General features: G+C 71.5%; 15 protein-coding genes. 6 read left to right on the top strand and 9 right to left on the bottom strand.

The window, feature by feature from the left end; genetic code table 11:
- The first annotated feature begins 21 nt into the window (after positions 1-21).
- Positions 22-354: a LuxR family transcriptional regulator gene (locus tag ACOZ38_RS38095; protein WP_424535812.1), complete on the top strand. Its 333-nt coding sequence runs from the start codon at positions 22-24 to the stop codon at positions 352-354.
- A 28-nt stretch (positions 355-382) separates the two neighbouring features.
- Here ACOZ38_RS38095 and ACOZ38_RS38090 read toward each other — a convergent pair whose 3' ends face one another.
- The 5 genes from ACOZ38_RS38090 to ACOZ38_RS38070 form a co-directional block, all read right to left on the bottom strand.
- The gene (locus ACOZ38_RS38090) at positions 383-1486 is read right to left on the bottom strand and encodes a Gfo/Idh/MocA family protein (protein WP_424535811.1); all 1104 of its coding nucleotides are present in this window, start codon (positions 1484-1486) and stop codon (positions 383-385) included.
- The gene (locus tag ACOZ38_RS38085; RefSeq protein WP_424535810.1) at positions 1483-2226 is read right to left on the bottom strand and encodes a sugar phosphate isomerase/epimerase family protein; all 744 of its coding nucleotides are present in this window, start codon (positions 2224-2226) and stop codon (positions 1483-1485) included. The genes ACOZ38_RS38090 and ACOZ38_RS38085 overlap by 4 nt, the downstream gene beginning before the upstream one ends.
- Positions 2227-2475: 249 nt before the next feature.
- Positions 2476-5709, bottom strand: a complete 3234-nt coding sequence (locus tag ACOZ38_RS38080; RefSeq protein WP_424535809.1) for an efflux RND transporter permease subunit — start codon at positions 5707-5709, stop codon at positions 2476-2478.
- A gap of 207 nt (positions 5710-5916) precedes the next feature.
- Positions 5917-6588 (bottom strand): response regulator transcription factor, encoded by a 672-nt coding sequence (locus ACOZ38_RS38075; RefSeq protein ID WP_424535808.1) that lies wholly within the window; start codon positions 6586-6588, stop codon positions 5917-5919.
- Positions 6585-7841, bottom strand: a complete 1257-nt coding sequence (locus ACOZ38_RS38070; RefSeq protein ID WP_424535807.1) for a sensor histidine kinase — start codon at positions 7839-7841, stop codon at positions 6585-6587. The genes ACOZ38_RS38075 and ACOZ38_RS38070 overlap by 4 nt, the downstream gene beginning before the upstream one ends.
- A gap of 419 nt (positions 7842-8260) precedes the next feature.
- On the opposite strand from ACOZ38_RS38070, the gene ACOZ38_RS38065 reads away from it, so the two are divergent.
- The 3 genes from ACOZ38_RS38065 (at position 8261) to ACOZ38_RS38055 (ending at position 11652) form a co-directional block, all read left to right on the top strand.
- A complete protein-coding gene (locus ACOZ38_RS38065; RefSeq protein WP_424535806.1) occupies positions 8261-9082 on the top strand; it encodes an MIP/aquaporin family protein in 822 nt (273 codons plus the stop codon).
- Positions 9083-9127: 45 nt separating this feature from the next.
- Positions 9128-10645 (top strand): glycerol kinase GlpK, encoded by a 1518-nt coding sequence (gene glpK, locus ACOZ38_RS38060; RefSeq protein WP_405140957.1) that lies wholly within the window; start codon positions 9128-9130, stop codon positions 10643-10645.
- Between the two features lie 371 nt (positions 10646-11016).
- A complete protein-coding gene (locus tag ACOZ38_RS38055; protein ID WP_424535805.1) occupies positions 11017-11652 on the top strand; it encodes an HNH endonuclease family protein in 636 nt (211 codons plus the stop codon).
- A gap of 91 nt (positions 11653-11743) precedes the next feature.
- On the opposite strand, the gene ACOZ38_RS38050 is transcribed toward ACOZ38_RS38055, so the two are convergent.
- From ACOZ38_RS38050 to ACOZ38_RS38040, 3 genes are all read right to left on the bottom strand, one after another.
- Positions 11744-12163: a hypothetical protein gene (locus ACOZ38_RS38050; RefSeq protein ID WP_424535804.1), complete on the bottom strand. Its 420-nt coding sequence runs from the start codon at positions 12161-12163 to the stop codon at positions 11744-11746.
- 284 nt (positions 12164-12447) lie between these two features.
- Positions 12448-13308 (bottom strand): serine hydrolase, encoded by an 861-nt coding sequence (locus ACOZ38_RS38045; RefSeq protein ID WP_424535803.1) that lies wholly within the window; start codon positions 13306-13308, stop codon positions 12448-12450.
- The gene (locus ACOZ38_RS38040) at positions 13305-14249 is read right to left on the bottom strand and encodes a LysR family transcriptional regulator (RefSeq protein WP_424535802.1); all 945 of its coding nucleotides are present in this window, start codon (positions 14247-14249) and stop codon (positions 13305-13307) included. The genes ACOZ38_RS38045 and ACOZ38_RS38040 overlap by 4 nt, the downstream gene beginning before the upstream one ends.
- Positions 14250-14351: 102 nt before the next feature.
- Between ACOZ38_RS38040 and ACOZ38_RS38035 the strand changes: the two genes are divergently transcribed.
- A complete protein-coding gene (locus tag ACOZ38_RS38035; RefSeq protein ID WP_424535801.1) occupies positions 14352-15890 on the top strand; it encodes a penicillin-binding transpeptidase domain-containing protein in 1539 nt (512 codons plus the stop codon).
- Positions 15891-15974: 84 nt separating this feature from the next.
- Here the strand turns inward: ACOZ38_RS38035 and ACOZ38_RS38030 are convergent, their stop codons facing one another.
- On the bottom strand, positions 15975-16550 hold the full coding sequence (locus tag ACOZ38_RS38030) for a hemerythrin domain-containing protein (RefSeq protein ID WP_424535800.1): 576 nt from the start codon (positions 16548-16550) through the stop codon (positions 15975-15977).
- A gap of 146 nt (positions 16551-16696) precedes the next feature.
- Between ACOZ38_RS38030 and ACOZ38_RS38025 the strand changes: the two genes are divergently transcribed.
- The gene (locus ACOZ38_RS38025) at positions 16697-18124 is read left to right on the top strand and encodes a WGR domain-containing protein (RefSeq protein ID WP_424535799.1); all 1428 of its coding nucleotides are present in this window, start codon (positions 16697-16699) and stop codon (positions 18122-18124) included.
- Positions 18125-18128 lie beyond the last annotated feature (4 nt).

Below are 18128 nucleotides of genomic sequence, written 5' to 3'. Positions count from 1 at the left end.
AACACAAGGGGAAACAGCGCGATGAAGAAGTTCTCTCTCGTAGCCGTGGCTCGCGCGCAGCTGGAACGCGCGTCCGAGTCGACCGGCGGGCAGGCGGCCGACACCGTCGTCGGCGGGCACGAGCGCGTCCTGCGGCAGACGGTGGTCGGGCTCACGGCGGGCACCGTCCAGAGCGAGCACGAACTCCGGGGAGAGGCCACGATCTACGTGCTGTGGGGACGGGTGCGCGTGGTGGCCGGCGACGTGACGTGGGACGCCCTGGCGGGCGACCTGCTCATCGTGCCCGACGAACGCCATCACGTGGAGGCGCTGGAGGACTCGGCGATCCTGCTCACGGTCGCGATGCCGCGCTAGGCCGCGCGAGCCCTCCCACGGGCCCCGCTCAGGCCAGGGTGGCCTCCTGGGGGTCCCACCCGGCGGGCAGGGGCTCCGGTTCCCGCGCGGTGGTCTCCAGGTGCCTGAACTCGCTGCGCTCGGCGGACTCGCTGATCGCCGTCATGGCCTCCAGCACGTGGAGGGCGAGCGCGCCCGAGGCGCGGTGGGCGACGTCGCCCCGCAGTGCGCGGGCCATGTCGAGCACGCCGAGGCCGCGCCCGATCGTGGTGCCCTCCAAGGGCAGCTCGCGCCAGTCGCCGTCCCCTGCCGCGCGCACCCTGAGCGGCCCCTTGAAGGTGTTGGGGTCGGGGAGCGAGAGCGTGCCCTCGGTGCCGATGATCTCGATCATCGTCACGCCGGCCGGCGAGTCGAAGCTGAACGTCGTGGACGCGCTCGCCCCGCCGGTGAAGTCGACCAGCGCCATGACGTGCGTCGGCACCTCGACGGCGAAGCTCGTGCCCCCCCTCGGCCCCGAGCCGATCACCCGGTGCGGCCGTGCCTGCCGCGCGGTGGCCGCGACCTTGGAGACCGGGCCGAGCATCGCGACCAGCGCGGTGAGGTAGTACGGGCCCATGTCGAACAGCGGGCCCGCGCCACGCTGGAACAGGAACTCGGGGCTCGGGTGCCAGGACTCGGGGCCCGGGCTCTGCATCATGGCGGTGGCGGCGACCGGCGCGCCGATCAGGCCGGACGCCAGGGCCCGCTTGGCCGACTGCAGGCCCGCGCCGAGGAACGTGTCGGGCGCGTTGCCGACCCGCAGCCCCTGCGCGGCCGCCTCGGCCAGGAGCTTGTCGCCCTCGCCCGGGTCGAGCGTCAGCGGCTTCTCGCCGTACACGTGCTTGCCGGCGCGCAGGGCGGCGGACGCCACGGCGGCGTGCGCGGCGGGGATCGTCAGGTTGACGACGATCTCGACGTCGGGGATCGCCAGGATGGTGTCGACGTCGCCGGAGACGGGGACGTCGTGGGCGCGCGCCTTCGTCTCGGCGCGCTCGGCGTCGAGGTCGGCGACGCCGAGCACCCGGACGTCGGGGAAGGTGGTGAGGTTGCGCAGGTAGGCGTCGCTGATCGCGCCGGCGCCGACGACGGCGACCCCCACGGGCCCGGTCGTCATGCGCCCTCCAGCCCGGTCAGGTAGGCGTGGCTCCCGGCGAGGGCCTCGACGACGTCGGTGGCGCAGTGGTCGAGCTCGACGATCCGCCACGCGTCCGGAGCCGCGGCGAGGATGTCCGCCACCGGCATCACGCCCCCGCCGACGGCCGTGTGGGGTTCGTCCCTGACGCCGGGGCCGTCCTTGACGTGCAGGGCCGCGACGCGGTCGCCGAGTCGTCCGAGCAGCGCGGGGACGTCGGCGCCGCCCACGGCCGCCCAGTAGGTGTCGATCTCCAGGAACAGCTCGGGGTCGAGCAGCCCGGCGAGCACCTCGATGGCGTGGGCCCCGTCGATCCTCGGCTCGATCTCCCACCAGTGGTTGTGGTAGCCGAGCCGCATGTCGTAGCGCGCCGCGTGCCCGGCGAGGCCGTTGAGGAGGTCGGCGGTGCGGGCGAGGCCGTCGCGCGTGGTGAACTCCTCGTGCGGGATGCCGCCCGGGATGATCACGAGGTCCGTGCCGACGGTGGCGATCGCGTCGAGGACGACGTCCGGGTCCTCCGAGAGCAGAGCGTAGGCGTGCGTGCTTGAGACGGTGAGCCCGAGATCGTCGATCACCCGCCGGAAGCCCTTGGGATCGTCGGTCGGGTCGTACGGTTCCACGGAGCCGTAGCCGATCTCCGCTATCCGCCGTAACACCCCGTCACGATCGGCCTTCATGTGATCACGAACGGTGTACAGCTGCACGCCCAGCGGCTTCACCATCAGGGTCGAATCCTCCTGGCTCACATGGCGGAGTGCTCGTGCGGAGGTGCCGCACGCACTTGCCGGTAATGATTCGGTAAAACGCTAAAACTTCGCATATCGAATGACAACGGGTTAGTGCCGTCCCGACTCGGAAAAGACGGCTTGATCCCGTCCCCCGGCTGGCGGTTGGCCGGTCGCGGCCATTTACCGAACAATGTTCTGGACATGCGGAGGGGAGGCCGTCACCGGCCTCCCCTCCACTGGTCGTTACGGCCTGCCCGCGCCGCTCACGGCGGGCTCGCTCGGCGCCTCCTCGATGGGAGGCGTCGTGGGCCGCCCGCCCCGGCGCCGCTCCCGCCGGGCCCGGCTCTTCTCCTTGCGGGTCTCGACCATGGTGTACAGGGTCGGCACCAGCAGGAGGGTGAGCAGGGTCGAGCTGATCAGGCCGCCGATGACGACGATCGCGAGCGGCTTGGAGATGAAGCCGCCCCCGCCGGTGATCCCGAGCGCCATGGGCAGCAGCGCGAAGATCGTGGCCAGCGCCGTCATCAGGATCGGGCGCAGCCGCCGCCTGCCGCCCTCGACCACCGCCTCGTGCAGCGGCATGCCCTGCTCGCGGTACTGGTTGATCAGGTCGAGCAGGACGATGGCGTTGGTGACCACGATGCCGACGAGCATCAGCATGCCGATCATCGCCGCCAGGCCCAGCGAGGTGCCGGTCGCCAGCAGCAGGCCGATGGCGCCGGTCGCCGCGAACGGGATCGACACCAGCAGCACCAGCGGCTGGATCAGGCTGCGGAACGTCGCCACCATGACGAAGAACACCAGGGCGATGGCGGCCACCAGCGCGAGCCCGAGGCTGCCGAAGGCCTCCGCCTGGTCGGCGCTCACCCCGCCGATCTCGTACGTCGCGCCGGCCGGGAGCGTGAGGGACGCCAGCTTGGTCTTCAGCGCGGCGCTGGTGGCTCCGAGGTTGGAGCCGGTGGCCTTACCGGAGACCGTGGCACTGCGGTCGCCGTCGATGCGGGTGACCTCGACGGGCCCGTTCACGGTCCTGACGCTCGCCACGTCCCCGACGGTGACCTTCCCGACGATCTTCAGATCGCGCAGGTCCGCCAGTGACGTGGGGGTGTCGCCGCTCCGCAGGATGACGTTGGCCGTGGTGCCGTCGAAGGCGATCTGGGTGACGGTGGTCCCCCTGAACGCCTGGGACACGGCCTGGCCGATGGCCAGCTCGCTGAGGCCCTTCTCCGCCGCCTTCTTGCGGTCGACGGTGACGTCGATGCGCGGGGCGGTGTCGGCCACCGTGCTGGTGACCTCGCTGACGTCCGGGACGTCGGCCATGGCCCGCTGGACCGTCTGCGCGGCGGTGCGCAGGGTGCCGAGCTCGGCCGCGCGGACGACGACCTGCATGGAGTCGCCGCCGAAGCCGCCGGACTGCCCGACGGTGATCTCGCCGGCGTCGCTCAGCCCGGCGAGCCGGTCGGTCAGCCTCTTCTCGACGGCGCCCGCGTCGGTGCCGTCGCGGAGAGTCAGAGAGAAACTGGCGCGGGACGTGCCGCCCCCGCCGCCGCGGAAGCCTCCGAACCCGCCGCCGCCACCACCCACGGTGACCTGGTACGACTCGACCTCGCTCGTGCTGGTGACCACCTGCTCGACCTTCTTGGCCATGGCGTCGGCCGAGGCGAGCGAGGTGCTCACCGGGAAGCTCTGCCTGACGCTGATGGTGTTCTGGCCGGAGTTGTCGATGAAGCTCGTGCGCAGCAGCGGGACCAGGCCGAGGGTGCCGACGAAGATGACCATGGCGATGGCCACAGTGGTCATCCGGTGCCGGGTGGCGAAGCGGATGACCGGGACGTACATGCGCTGGAGCGGGCTCCTGCGCTCCTTCTCGTCGGCCGCCCGCCGGATCGCCTCGGAGTCGCCCTCCTTGGGCCGCTTGAGGAACCAGTAGCTCAGCACGGGGACGACGGTCAGCGACACCAGCAGCGAGGCGAGCAGCGCGACCGTCACCGTGATCGCGAACGGGCTGAACAGCTCGCCCACGAGGCCGCCGACGAACGCGATGGGCAGGAAGACCGCCACCGTGGTCAGCGTGGACGCGGTGACCGCGCCCGCCACCTCGCGCACGCCGCTCTCGACGGCCTGGCGCTTCTCCTCGCCGTACGACAGGTGGCGCTTGATGTTCTCAAGGACGACGATCGAGTCGTCCACCACCCGCCCGATGGCGATGGTGAGCGCGCCCAGGGTCAGCATGTTGAGCGAGAAGTCCTGCGTCCACAGGGCGATCAGCGCGATCAGCACCGACAGCGGGATCGACACCGCCGTCACGATCGTGGAGCGCAGCGAGAACAGGAACAGCAGGATGATCAGCACGGCCATCGCCAGGCCGAGCAGGCCCTCGGTGGTGAGGCTCTCGATTGCCTGCTCGACCGACGGCGCCTGGTCGAAGATCACGGTGAACTGCGCGCCGGCGCCGAGGGCCTTGGCCAGCCCGGGCAGCTTGGCCCCCACGTCATGCGAGATCGACACCGCGTTGCCGTCGGGCTTCATGGTGATCGCGACGCCGAGGCTGGGCTTGCCGTTGGTGCGGGTCAGCGTGGTCGAGTCGGCCAGTCCCAGCTTGACCGTGGCCACGTCGCCGAGCCGTACGGGCTTGGGCGTGGCGGGCCGGGCGGGCGCCTGCGCGCCCGGCACGCCCTGGCCACCCGGCCGCTGGGCCTGGCCCGGTCCCTGTGCCTGGCCGGAGGGGCCGGCGGCGGACGCGGGGAGGTAGAGGTCGGAGATGTCCTTCACCGCGCCGAGCGCGGTGCCGACCTGGACGCTGAGGGACTGGCCGGTCTTGGTCAGCGTGCCCGCGGGCACCGGCGTGCCGGCCGACTGGATCGCGCTCGCGATCGCCGAGGCGGTGAGCCCGCGCTTGGCGAGCTCCTCGTCGTCCGGCGTGATCGTGATGACCTGCTCGCGCGTGCCGGTGACCGAGACGTCCCTGACCCCGGACACGCCGCTGAGCACGGGCACGGCCTGCTCGTTCAGCTTGTCGGCGAGCCGCTGCTGGTCATCGGAGGAGGCGACGGCGAGCTGCACCACGGGGATGTCGTCGGTGCTGCCGACGACCGCCTGCGGGTCGACGTCGGAGGGGAGCTGCGGCTTGATCCGGCTGATCGCCTGCTGGATCTGACCCTGGGCCGCGTCGATGTCGGTCCCGTAGTCGAACTGCACCTGGATCGTCGCGCTGGACTCGCGGGAGGTGGAGCTGACGCCCGTGACCCCGGTCAGGCTCCGGACGCCGTCCTCCAGCGGCCGGGTGACGCGGTCCTCGACGATCTGCGGCGCGGCCCCGGGATAGGGCGCGACGATCGACACCGCAGGGAAGGACAGCGAGGGCAGGAGCTGTTGTTTGAGCGCCGGGATGGTGTACACGCCGAAGGCGGCGACCACGATCGTGATGAGGGCGACGAGCCCGCGATTGGCGAGGCTCAGTCTGGCGAGTAACGACATCGGTCCACTTCTTGTCGGTGCGGCGGGGATGCCGGTTGGCGTCCTGGGGAGAGGTCACGGCTCGTGCGGGGCCGGGAGACCGGCCCGCTCTTCTAGGCTCATCGCTGCTGGAGGGGCCGACGTCCGTCGCGGGGAGGGTCTTGGACTACCGCGATCGCCGTAGGCCCCGCCATGGAGTACCACGCGCGCCGGTCCGGGCGGGGGGATTCAGCGTGGCTGGGGGCGCACCAGGCCGGTCTCGTAGGCGATCACGACGAGCTGGGCGCGGTCGTGCGCGCCGAGCTTGAGCATCGCGCGGTTGGCGTGCGTCTTGGCGGTCATGCGGCTGATGCCGAGGCGGGCGGCGATCTCGTCGTTGGTCAGCCCGCCCGCGACGAGCGTCATCACCTCGCGTTCGCGGTCGGTCAGCACGGCGAGGACGTCCGGCGCGTGCCCCACCCGCGCGCCGGGAGCCGACAGGAAGCGGACGATGAGGCTCTTGGTGGCGCCGGGGGAGAGCAGGGCGTCGCCGCGCGCCACGACGCGGATGGCGTCCTGCAGCTCGCGGGCCTCCACGCTCTTGCCGAGGAACCCGCTCGCCCCCGCGCGGAGCGCGGCGAAGACGTACTCGTCGATCTCGAAGGTCGTCAGCACCAGCACCCGAACCGCGGCGAGGCTCGGATCGGAGGTGATGGCCTGGGTCGCGGCGAGCCCGTCCATCTCGGGCATGCGGATGTCCATCAGCACCACGTCGGCCTTGGTCTCCCTGGCGAGCCGCACCGCCTCGACGCCGGTCTGGGCCTCGCCCACCACTTCCAGGTCGGGCGCGGAGTCGACCAGGACGCGGAACCCGGCCCGTACGAGGGCCTGGTCGTCGGCCAGCAACACGCGGATGGTCACAGGGCGCTCGTCTCGGGCGCGGGCAGGACGGCGTGGACGCGGAAGCCCCGGCCCGGGGACGGCCCGACGCTGAACGTCCCGCCCACCGACAGGGCCCGCTCGCGCATCCCCACCAGCCCGTGGCCGGTGGGCGTGCCCGCGTCCGCCTCCGGTTCGGCGGCGGTGCCCGTTCCGGCCCGGACGGCCGCGCCCGCCCGCAGGGTCGTCCGGGTGGCGCCGGTAGCGGTGGTGAGGCCGAGGCCGTCGTCGGTGACGTCCACGGTCAGGTCGCGATGCCCGTAGGTGATGCGCACCCGCGTCGTCGCGTCGCCCGCGTGCTTGCTGACGTTCGTCAGCGCCTCTTGGACGACGCGGAACGCCGTCAGCTCCACCGGAGAGGGGAGAGGTCGCGGGGTGCCTTCGAGATGGCAGTCGACCCTGAGGCCCGCCGACGTGAACGAGGTGATGAGCTCGGGGAGACGGTCGAGGCCCGGCGCGGGCTCCGTGGGCAGCTCCTCGGTCGTGCCGGGCTGGCGCAGCAGCCCGACCGTGGTGCGCAGCTCGTCGAGCGCGGCCCGCCCGGCCTGGCGGATGTGGCCGAGCGCCTCGCGGGCCTGCCGTGGCTCGTCGTCCATCACGTGCGAGGCGACCTGCGCCTGGACGTTGATGAGCGCTATGTGGTGGGCGAGCACGTCGTGCAGCTCCCTGGCGATGCGCAGGCGCTCCTCCATCACCCGCCGCTGGGCCTCCTCCTCCCGGGTCTGCTCGGCCCGGCGCGCGCGCTCCTCGACGGCGGCGACGTACGCGCGGCGGCTGCGCACCGAGTCGCCCGCCGCCGTCGCCATGCCGATCCACGCGATCTGACCGGCCACCTCCGGCCCGTACCACGACACGTCGGCGAAGGTGATGCGCGCCGCCGCGAGGACGAGCGCGCAGATCGCTCCCACCGTCCACGCGGCGCGGCGGGGGCTGTGCGTGGCCATGGTGGCGATCGCTATGGCGGGGATGAGGTCGAGGGTGCTGCGCGTGCCGCCGCCGACCACGTGGGCGACGAGGGCGGCCAGGGTCACGGCGACGACCGCGCGGGGCCACGCCCGCCGGAACACCAGGGCCGCGCACATCACCGAGCCCAGCACCACGCCGGTGGGGGTCAGCGGCAGGTTCTCCCTGGGGGGCGCCATGACCGTCACCGCGAAGGTCACGGCCGCGATGACGGTGTCCACCAAGTACGGGCGGGCACGGATGGCGTCGCGCAGTCCGGTCAGACGACTCACCTTCCCACGTTAGGGCTGACCTGGTCCTGTTTCCTCGTCCGTGGGGAGAATACGCCGCTACGGCGATCGCAGTACGTGGCCGCGGGCCGTACGGCCGCCGCGTCACGGGGGTCGGCCTCCACAGGGGAGGCCATCTCGCGGTGGAAAATCCGTGTCAACTCTTCATAGTCGGGAACCGTGACTCGTGCGAGGACGGTAACAGTGCCGAACATAACCCCCCGAGTCGGGATATGTCAGCAAAGGATTCTTGGCTCTGCCGTGAACGCGGCTTGCTTGGTCATGGGTGCAGTGTTGCTGCAGGTCACAGGGTCAGCGAGGTGTCAGGCCCCAAAGGGTGGCCGGCGGTGTGACCGGTCTTCGCCTTGACGGCGGTCCCGGGACCGCGGTGAGTCGCACGGCGACAGAGTGAAGGAGAAGACATGGCCGAACCGAGGGAAGCTCCCAGCCTGCTCGGTGAGCTGGCCGCGGAGTTCGCGGGCACGTTGATCCTCATCCTCTTCGGAACGGCCGTCGTGGCGCAAGTGGTCGCGGGCGGCATCGGCGACCACGACAGCATCGCGTGGGCCTGGGGCCTCGGCGTCACGCTCGGCGTCTACGTGGCCGGCCGCATCAGCGGCGCGCACCTCAACCCCGCCGTCACGGTCGCCCTGGCCGTCTTCAAGGGCTTCGAGTGGCGCAAGGTCCTGCCGTACTCCCTCGCGCAGGTGGCAGGAGCCTTCGTCGCCGCGCTGCTGGTCAGGTGGAACTTCAGCGAAGTGCTCGCCATGGCCGACCCCGGCCACACCATCAAGACCCAGGGCGTCTTCTCCACGCTGCCGGGCAACGGCGCCCTCCCCGTGCACGAGTGGGGGGCCTTCCGCGACCAGGTGATCGGCACGGCGATCCTGCTGTTCCTCATTCTCGCCGTGACCGACCTGAGCAACAACTCCCCGGCCGCGAACCTGGCGCCGTTCGTCGTCGGCCTCATCGTCGTGGCGATCGGCATGGCCTGGGGCACCAACGCCGGCTACGCCATCAACCCCGCCCGTGACTTCGGCCCCCGCCTCGCCTCGTTCCTCACCGGGTACGGCACGGCCTGGCGAGATCAGTACGGCAACCTCTACTTCTGGGTGCCCATCGTGGCGCCCGTCATCGGGGGCGTGCTCGGGGCCGGGCTCTACCAGGTGCTCGTCGCCCGCTTCCTGCCCAAGTCGGGGGAGCCCGAGCCAGGTACCGTTCCCGCCGAGAGGGAAACCGTCTGAGGCCCCGGCCGGCACATCCGCAGGGCACAAAGGAGGCAACACTACATGGCTGACTTCGTTGGAGCGGTCGACCAGGGCACGACGAGCACCCGCTTCATGATCTTCGACCACGGCGGCAACGAGATCGCCCGCCACCAGCTCGAACACCAGCAGATCCTCCCGCAGGCGGGCTGGGTCGAGCACAACCCGGTGGAGATCTGGGAGCGCACCCGCGCGGTCGTCGAGACCGCGCTCGGCAAGGCCGACCTGTCCGCGTCCGACCTCGTCGCGCTCGGCATCACCAACCAGCGCGAGACCACCGTGGTCTGGAACCGCAGGACCGGACGGCCGTACTACAACGCCATCGTCTGGCAGGACACCCGCACCGACCGCATCGCGAGCGCGCTGGAGCGCGAGGGCAAGGGCGAGGTCATCCGCCGCAAGGCGGGGCTGCCCCCGGCGACGTACTTCTCCGGCGGCAAGATCAAGTGGATCCTCGACAACGTGGACGGCGTGCGCGAGGCCGCGGAGTCGGGGGAGGCGGTCTTCGGCAACACCGACACCTGGCTGCTGTGGAACCTCACCGGCGGCACCGACGGCGGCGTGCACGTCACCGACCCCACCAACGCCAGCCGCACGATGCTGATGAACCTCGAGACGCTCGACTGGGACGACGAGCTGCTGTCGTTCTTCGGCATCCCCCGCCGCATGCTGCCGGAGATCCAGCCGTCCGCCAACCCCGGCCTGTACGGCGTGACACGGGCCGACGGGCCCCTGCGCGGCGAGGTCCCGCTCTCCGGCGACCTCGGCGACCAGCAGGCGGCGACCGTGGGCCAGGTCTGCTTCGGCGTCGGCGAGGCCAAGAACACCTACGGCACCGGCAACTTCCTGCTGCTCAACACCGGCAACGAGCTGGTCAGGTCGCGGCACGGCCTCCTCACGACCGTCTGCTACCAGTTCGGCGACGAGAAGCCGGTGTACGCGCTGGAGGGCTCGATCGCCGTGACAGGCTCGGCCGTCCAGTGGCTGCGCGACCAGCTCGGCATCATCTCGGGCGCGGCGCAGAGCGAGTCGCTGGCACGGCAGGTCGACGACAACGGAGGGGTGTACTTCGTGCCCGCCTTCTCCGGGCTGTTCGCGCCCTACTGGCGCTCCGACGCGCGCGGCGCGATCGTCGGGCTGTCCCGGTACAACACCAACGCGCACATCGCCCGGGCCACGCTGGAGGCGATCTGCTACCAGACGCGGGACGTCGTCGAGGCCATGCAGAACGACTCGGGCGTCCACCTCGACGTCCTGCGGGTCGACGGCGGCGTCACCGCCAACGACCTGTGCATGCAGATCCAGTCCGACATCCTCGGCGTGCCGGTGTCCAAGCCGGTCGTGGCCGAGACCACCGCGCTCGGCGCCGCGTACGCCGCCGGCCTCGCCCTCGGCTTCTGGAGCTCCACCGATGAGCTCAAGAGCAACTGGAACGAGGACCGGCGCTGGCTGCCGACCTGGGCGGAGGAGAAGCGCGCGGAGGGTTACACCGGCTGGAAGAAGGCCGTCGACCGCACCATGAACTGGGTCGACGTCGACTGATCCGGCGTAGGCCCCCCTTCCTTCCCGGAGGTCCGACCGGTACGCCGGCCGGGCCTCCGGCATGTTCGGGCACCCGCCTCGACGGGGCGCGGGCGACTCGGAACGCCGGGAAATCGCCCTGTTCATCGGAAGTTCGCGGGGCGTTCGGGCCGGGCGTGCGTCCGGTGGCGGGCGCCGGGCCGGTGTTCCCGCTGGTAAGCGACGTTCCCTCTGTGGCTAGCGGCATCTCCTGACCAATTTGACCGATTGGTGTCAGCAAAGGCTGATATTTCCCGACATGTGGTGCGGTGAAATGGTCCGTCTGTCTCATCAACCCCCCTTGGACCTGGCACTCCCCGCTGGGACGGGTCCAGAGACAGAAGGAGAGACTCGTGAGACGAGTCGCGTTCCTCGCCACGGCCACCGCCCTGACGTTCGCCGTCACCACAGTGACAACGAGCACCGCCGCAAACGCCTTCACCCCGCCGAACATCCCGTCCGTGACCACGGCACGGTCCGAGCTGGCCGCCCTCACCGTCGACATCGAGAGGAACTCCGGCACGTATAACCGCAGCCTGTTCCCGCACTGGATCACCATCTCCGGCGCCTGCAACACCCGGGAGACCGTGCTCAAGCGCGACGGGTCCGGGGTGGTGACCGACTCCAGCTGTTACCCGACCTCGGGCAGGTGGACCTCCCCGTACGACGGCGCCACCTGGACCGCCGCCTCCGACGTGGACATCGACCACATGGTGCCGCTCGCCGAGGCGTGGCGCTCCGGTGCGTACGCCTGGACCACCGCCAAGCGCCAGTCCTTCGCCAACGACCTGACGAACCCCCAGCTCTGGGCCGTGACCGACAACGTGAACCAGGCCAAGGGGGACTCCGATCCCGCGAGCTGGAAGCCCCCGCTCACCTCGTTCTGGTGCACCTACGCGAAGGCCTACGTCGACGTGAAGTACAAGTGGGGCCTCACCGTCCAGAGCAGCGAGAAGTCGGCGCTCTCCACCATGCTCGGCTACTGCTGACCCGGTAGCGCCGGCCGGTCACCGCGCTGACGGGCCACGAGGGCCGCCGTCCCCTCGCCGGGCGGCGGCCTTCGTCATGTGCCCGTGCCGGTCACCGGTGGTGGGAGACGAAACCGACGTGGATGTGCGGGGCGAGCGCCCGGTGCGGCGGTTCGTTCGCCGCGCGGCCGCACAGCGGCACCACCGGCGTGCCGGACGCGGTGCTCAGGTAGGCGTCCGCGATGTAGCCGCCGGTGCTGATCAGGTCCCAGTACCTGCTGGTCCCGTACGTGCCGGAGACCGGGTCGCCGACCTTGCGGCAGACGATGGTGACCCGCTGGCCGTCCCGGCGCGTGCCGATGATCCTGCTGTCGGCCGACGCCTCGGCCCGTACGTTGATGGGCTCGCCGGTCACGGTGTTCACGGTGACGGTCACGTCCCGCGCCGTGCCGGGCAGGGCGGCCTGCTCTGTGCCGGTCGCGGCCGCGTGGGCCGTGCCGCCGGCCACCGTCGAGAGGGCGGGCCCGGCCAAGGAGGTTACGGCGAACGGTAGCCCGAGCATCGCGATCCGCCCCCGGGACGCTCGCGAAGCGGGTGCGGTGATATCTGTACGTATGGTGACACCTCTTCCTGCCATGTGCCGGCGCTGGACCGGCGTCCCCCGAAATGACTGCCTATTCGAGTAATGTCACTACGCGCTGTCGCCGGTCCAGCGTGGCGCGCACACATGGGGGAACCGGGAAAGTGCCGTACACCACACGTTCCGGACCACACACGGAACACCGGCGTGGCTTTCCGAAACTCGGAGACGTCACCTCAGAGTGAGCGGAGGTGGTCCACCGCCGCGCGGGCGACGGTGCCGATCGCCGCGTCGGCCCTCGGCTGGTTCTGGGCGGTGCCGATCGAGCGGGTGAACACGGCCACGGCGTAGCGCCCGCCGTCGGGGTACTCCACGACGCCGACCTCGTTGCGGATCGTCGGCAGCGACCCCGTCTTGCCGCTGACCACGACGTCGTCATAGGGGAACCCCGACGACAGGCGGTGCGGCCACACCTGCAGGCCGAGAAGCCGGCGGATCGCGGCGCACGCCTCGGACCCCGCGGCCTGGTCCCGCCAGACCATGCCGAGCAGCCGGGTCATCTCCCTGGCGGTGCTGCGGTTGGTGCACGCCGGGTCCAGGACGCGCAGCAGGCCGACCGTACGGGGATCCAGCGGCTCGGTCAGGACGGCCGCGTCCGCCTCCAGCGCCGCCAGCAGCCCGCGGCAGTCGTGCTCGATCCAGGTGTCCTTCAGCCCGTGGGCCACGAGCATGGCGTTGACCGAGCCCAGCCCGACCCGGCGCGCCACGACGTCGGCGGCGGCGTTGTCGCTCACCGCGATCATCAGGTAGGCCAGGTCGCGCAGGGAGAGGGTGGCGTCGTCCAGCATGGCGGCCAGCCCCGTGCCGCCCGCCGTGCGTTCGGCGGTCGGCACGCGGCAGGGCTCGGCGGGGTCGAGGGTGCCGGCCTCGGCCTGCCGGTAGAACTCCACCAGCAGCGGCAGCTTGAAGACCGACGACAGGACCACGGGATCATCGGGGCCGATGCCGATCTCGGCGCCGGTGTCCAGGTCGATCGCGTGGAGGTTGCCCGTGACGGAGGCCGCGCGGAAGATGCCCGCGAGGTCCGGGGGCCTCATGCGAGCAGCCCGGAGGCCGGCCGGGGGCTGATGCGCCGGGCCCGCGCCGCGCCGTCGTCCACCATCCCGGCATTGTCCCGCAGCACGCGGACCGCCACCGCGCAGAACCCGGTCATGGTTTCGGACGGTCGCTGCCACGCCACGGACACCCGCCAGGCCAGCGGGTCGCCGAGCAGCGGGCGCCAGGCGACCCCCGGCTGCTCGGTGCGGGGGCCGAAGGCGATGGCCGTGCCGGACAGGACGAGCCCCAGCGTGAACTGCGGGTGCCGGCCGTGGTGCACCTCGGCAGGGACGAAGCCGTGACGGCGGCACTCGGTCAGCGTCTCCTCGTACAGGCCGGGCTCGCTCTCGCGGGGGAACAGGACCAGGTGCCGCGCCGCCAGGTCGGCCAGGTGCACGGAGGAGAAGGCGACCAGCGGATCGCCCTCGGGCAGCAGCACGCCGGGATGCTGCACCAGCACGGGGCCGAAGCTCAGCCCGGCGCCGCTCACCGGGTGGCGCATCACGCCGCCGTCCAGGCCGCCCTCGGCCAGGGCCCTGACCTGGTCGGCCGTGCACATCTCCGTGAGCGCCAGCCGCGCCTCAGGGTGCGCGTCGCGGAACCCGGCCAGAAGCGCCGCGATGGCGGACCCGCCGAGGTCGGGCGGCACGCCGATGCGCAGGCTCTCGACGCCCTCGCCCGACGCGCGCGCCATGAGCTCGCGGAGGCGGTCGACGCGGCCGACGATGTCGCGCGCCTCGACGAGCAGGAGCCTGCCGGGCTCGGTGAGGCGCACCTGGCGGCTGGAGCGGTCGAACAGGCGCACGCCGAGCTCCTCCTCCAGCCGCTTGATGCGCTGGCTGAGAGGCGGCTGCGCCATGCCGAGCCGGACCGCCGCGTTGCCGAAGTGCAGCTCTTCGGCCACCACGGTGAAGTAGCGGAGGTGCCGTACGAGGTCCATCAGCAGCGACTATATCGGAATCACTATCAGTGCAAGCCATATACCAATATTGGACATCATGCCGTCGCGTCTGCTGTCCTCCTGGTAGTCGAAGGGGGATCGATGAGACGCAAAGCCGTGATCGCGGCCGTGATGGTGCCGCTCGCCGTGGCGGGCGGTGTGGTGTGGGCGCTGCGCACCCAGGGTTCGGCCGAGGAGACGGCCGCCCGATATCTCGACGCCTGGTCGAAGAGCGACTACGCCGCCATGCGCACCCTGGTGGTGAACCCGCCGGGCGACTTCGAGCGGTGGTACAAGGGGTTCCACGACGACCTGAAGCTGACCTCGGCCCGCTTCACGCCGGGGGCGGCGCGCGAGGGCGAGGCCGGGACCACCGTGGACTTCCGCGCCGAGCTGCGGGGGCCGGTCGACTTCGGGTACACCGGCACGCTGCGGCTGGTCGAGCGCGACCACGGGTGGCGGGTGTCCTTCTCGCCCTCGGCCATCCACGTCGACCTGAAGGCCGGGACGCGCTTCAAGATCACCGAGGTCCCCGCCGAGTCGGCGCCGATCACGGCCGCCGACGGCACGCGCGTGGACACCCCGTCGGCCCCGGGGTCGGTGCTGCAGCTCGTGGAAGGGCTCAAGGCCGAGTACGGCCCGCGCCTGAAGGGGAAGCCCTCGGCGCGGGTGGAGATCGTGAAGGGCGGCCGGCCGCTGAAGACGGTCGCGACGGGCAAGGCGGTCTCGGGCTCGTCGATCCGCACCACCATCGACCTGCGGGTGCACCAGGCGGGGGCGGCGGCGCTCGAAGGGGTGTCCAAGCCCGCCTCCCTGGTGGCGCTGCGCCCGTCGACCGGCGAGGTGCTGGCCGTGGTCAACCGGCCGGGGGGCTTCAACCGGGCGCTGCTCGGCAAGTACCCGCCGGGCTCCACCTTCAAGGTGGTGACGGCCTCGGCGCTGGTCGCCGGCGGCGTGGCCCCCGACGACACCGTCGAGTGCCCGCCCGAGCAGACGATCGGGGGGTTCGCCTTCCACAACGCGGAGTTCCACGACTACGGGCGGCTGTCGTTCCGTGACGCCTTCGCCCACTCGTGCAACACGACGTTCGGCAGCATGAGCGTGGACGACCTCGGCGGCTCGCGGCTCGCCGAGGTGGCCCGCAGCTTCGGGTTCGGCGCCCCGATCACGCCGGGAGTGCCCGCCGTGCGCGCGGAGTTCCCCGACCCCCACGACGACACCGACCTAGCCTCGGCCGCCATCGGCCAGGGCCGGGTGCTCGCCAGCCCGCTCAACATGGCGACGGTGGCCGCCGCCATCGCGGACGGCACCTGGCGTCAGCCCCGGCTCGTCCCGCCGTCGCTGGTCCCCGCGGGCGGAGCCGCGCCCCGCAGGCTGGAGCCCGCGGTCGTGAGCGCGCTGCGGAAGCTGATGCCGGCCGTGGTGAGCGAGGGCACGGCGAGCGCCGTCGCGTTCCCGCCGGGCACGGCGGGCAAGACCGGAACCGCCGAGTTCGGCTCGGGCGACGAGCCGCCGACGCACTCGTGGTTCATCGGCTACCAGGGCGACCTGGCGTTCGCGGTGATCGTCGAGGGCGGCGGCACCGGCGCCGCGGTCGCGGCCCCCATCGCCTCCCGCTTCCTCGCGGGCCTCAGCCGGTGAGAATCCTCGCAGGCCAAGCCGGTGAGGATCCTCGCGGGCCTCAGCCGGTGAGGATCCTTCCCAGGCCGGTGACGTGCGGCTCCGTCAGCGCCGGTCGCGGCCGGTCACCAGGTCGCGGAGCCGGTCGGCGGTGCCCACGAACGGGCTGGTCGCCTTGAGCAGCCCGGGCCTCGGCGGTGTGTGGGGGTGCGGGCGGGTCGGCGCCATCCGCTTGGCCCGCTCGACCTTCGCGCCGAGATCCATGGCCCGCTCGGGGCTGATGACCAGGCGCAGCTCCGGCCAGACCTGCTCCTCCTCGTAGGCGATGTGCTCGCGCGCATCGTTGATGAACCCGACGAGCATCTCCTCGTACCGGATGTGGCCCGGCTCGAAGTCGATCAGGTCGTTCAGCAGGAACTTGGCCTCCTGCTCCTGCTTGATCGCGTGGTCGGCCAGCTCGTTACCGCGCGGGACCAGCTCGCGGACGGCCGGCCAGAAGTACTCCTCCTCCACGGCCTCGTGCTTGGACTCCTCGGTGATGAGCCTGTTCACCTGCTGCTTGCGCGCCAGCAGCCCCTGGTACTCGCTGACGCCCACCACGGGGGGCCCCGCTTCCAGCTGGTCCAGCAGGTGCCTGACCGCTTCGTGGTCCCGTTCGAGAACTTCGAACACGTTCGCCATGGCTTGCCTCCAATGCCGGTGGCGGCGTTCCCTCCTTTGGGCGTTGCCCGCGTCGTCGCAGGTAAACATGGGTTTGGGATCGGGAAATGATTTTGTCGGACGGCTCCCGTACGCTCCCGGTCATTCGATCAAGGAAGGGATGCCGAATGCCGCCGCGGAGCACATATCTCGAGCTGTCCGAGGACGCCGGAAGTGCGCACAAGTTCTACGAGGTCGTGGTCTCGGGCACGCAGGTGACCATCACCTACGGCCGCATCGGCGAGCAGGGGCAGACCAAGGTCTCCGCCTTCGCGACCGCCGAGAAGGCCGAGGCCGCGGCGGCGAAGAAGATCGGCGAGAAGGTCCGCAAGGGGTACGCCCAGGCGGTGCGCGGGGCGCGGGCGCGGCGCACGGTCACCCGGCGCACCATGGTGAGCACCCGCTCGACCGCGAGCCAGGCCCCGGTGCTGTGGCGGTTCGCCAGCGGCGCGGCGGCGTTCGGCATCTTCGTCGACGAGGAGCGGTGCTGGGTCGGCAACCAGAACGGCGACGTCTACACCGTCACCCACGGCGGCACGGTCACCGGCCACATCCGGCTTCCCGACGGCGTGAAGTGCATCGTGGCCGACGACTTCTGGATCTACGCGGGGGCCGACGACGGCAGGGTCTACGACCTGAGCGGGAAGGTGCCGCGCGTGGCGTACGAGATCGCCGAGGACGTCGACATCTACTGGCTCGACATCCACGACGGCGTGCTCGGCGTCTCCGACCGCGCGGGGCGGCTCACCACGATCGACCACGAGGACGAGTTCCAGTGGGCCAGGAGCGGCGAGGGGAACGCCGCGTGGATGGTGCGCTGCGAGGACGACGCGGTCTACCACGGGCACTCCCGGGGCGTCGCCCGCTATGACGCCGCCGACGGCACGCCGGTGTGGCACACGGGCGTCGACGGCGAGGTGCTGTTCGGCTGGCAGGAGGAGGACGCCGTCTACGCGGGCACCAGCCACAACAAGGTCTACCGCCTCGGCAAGGAGGACGGCGCGGTCGGCGCGGTCTACCGCTGCGACGGCGCGGTGTTCTCCTGCGCCGCCGCGCCCGACGGGCGCTTCGTCTTCGCTGGGGACAACCACTCGTCCATCTACTGCTTCGACCAGAGCGGCGAGCGGCTGTGGAAGCTCGCCACCGGGTGCGGGTCGGCGTTCTCCATGCAGTTCCTCGACGACCGCCTGTACATCGTGACCACCAACGGCACCCTGGCCTGCGTCGACGCGAGCGAGGAGGCCATCAGGGCGGCCCAGGCGGGCACCGTCCCCGAGCCGGTGGACGTCAAGGCCGCCGCGAGCCTCGCCGTGGTGGAGCCGTCCGTCGTCCTCGAGAGCACCTCGCGCGCGGACGACGGCATCGTGGTCGAGTGCGTCCGCGACGGCGACCGCCTCCGCGTCCGCGTGCTCAGCCCCGGGTACGACCCGCAGTGGAACGTCCAGTTCCCCAAGGGGGTGCGCCAGGCTGGTGCGCGCTACCTGGTGCAGGGCATCCGCTCGTCCGAGCGCGGCGGCTTCTACCGGGCGTACGGCGACATCAAGCGCCTGCTCTGACCGT

Source organism: Sphaerisporangium viridialbum (assembly GCF_049674955.1).
In the GTDB taxonomy this organism is placed as follows: domain Bacteria; phylum Actinomycetota; class Actinomycetes; order Streptosporangiales; family Streptosporangiaceae; genus Sphaerisporangium; species Sphaerisporangium viridialbum.
Note: the sequence above shows the minus strand (reverse complement) of the source record. Positions and strands in the feature narration are given on the sequence as shown.

Bases quoted from the DNA above. Each gene is read 5' to 3' on its own strand.
- ACOZ38_RS38085 (WP_424535810.1), bottom strand. From the start codon at position 2,226: ATGGTGAAGCCGCTGGGCGTGCAGCTGTACACCGTTCGTGATCACATG.
- ACOZ38_RS38030 (WP_424535800.1), bottom strand. From the start codon at position 16,550: ATGGCGAACGTGTTCGAAGTTCTCGAACGGGACCACGAAGCGGTCAGG.
- glpK (WP_405140957.1), top strand. From the start codon at position 9,128: ATGGCTGACTTCGTTGGAGCGGTCGACCAGGGCACGACGAGCACCCGC.
- ACOZ38_RS38035 (WP_424535801.1), top strand. From the start codon at position 14,352: ATGAGACGCAAAGCCGTGATCGCGGCCGTGATGGTGCCGCTCGCCGTG.
- ACOZ38_RS38040 (WP_424535802.1), bottom strand. From the start codon at position 14,249: ATGGACCTCGTACGGCACCTCCGCTACTTCACCGTGGTGGCCGAAGAG.
- ACOZ38_RS38080 (WP_424535809.1), bottom strand. From the start codon at position 5,709: ATGTCGTTACTCGCCAGACTGAGCCTCGCCAATCGCGGGCTCGTCGCC.
- ACOZ38_RS38065 (WP_424535806.1), top strand. From the start codon at position 8,261: ATGGCCGAACCGAGGGAAGCTCCCAGCCTGCTCGGTGAGCTGGCCGCG.
- ACOZ38_RS38045 (WP_424535803.1), bottom strand. From the start codon at position 13,308: ATGAGGCCCCCGGACCTCGCGGGCATCTTCCGCGCGGCCTCCGTCACG.
- ACOZ38_RS38090 (WP_424535811.1), bottom strand. From the start codon at position 1,486: ATGACGACCGGGCCCGTGGGGGTCGCCGTCGTCGGCGCCGGCGCGATC.
- ACOZ38_RS38025 (WP_424535799.1), top strand. From the start codon at position 16,697: ATGCCGCCGCGGAGCACATATCTCGAGCTGTCCGAGGACGCCGGAAGT.
- ACOZ38_RS38095 (WP_424535812.1), top strand. From the start codon at position 22: ATGAAGAAGTTCTCTCTCGTAGCCGTGGCTCGCGCGCAGCTGGAACGC.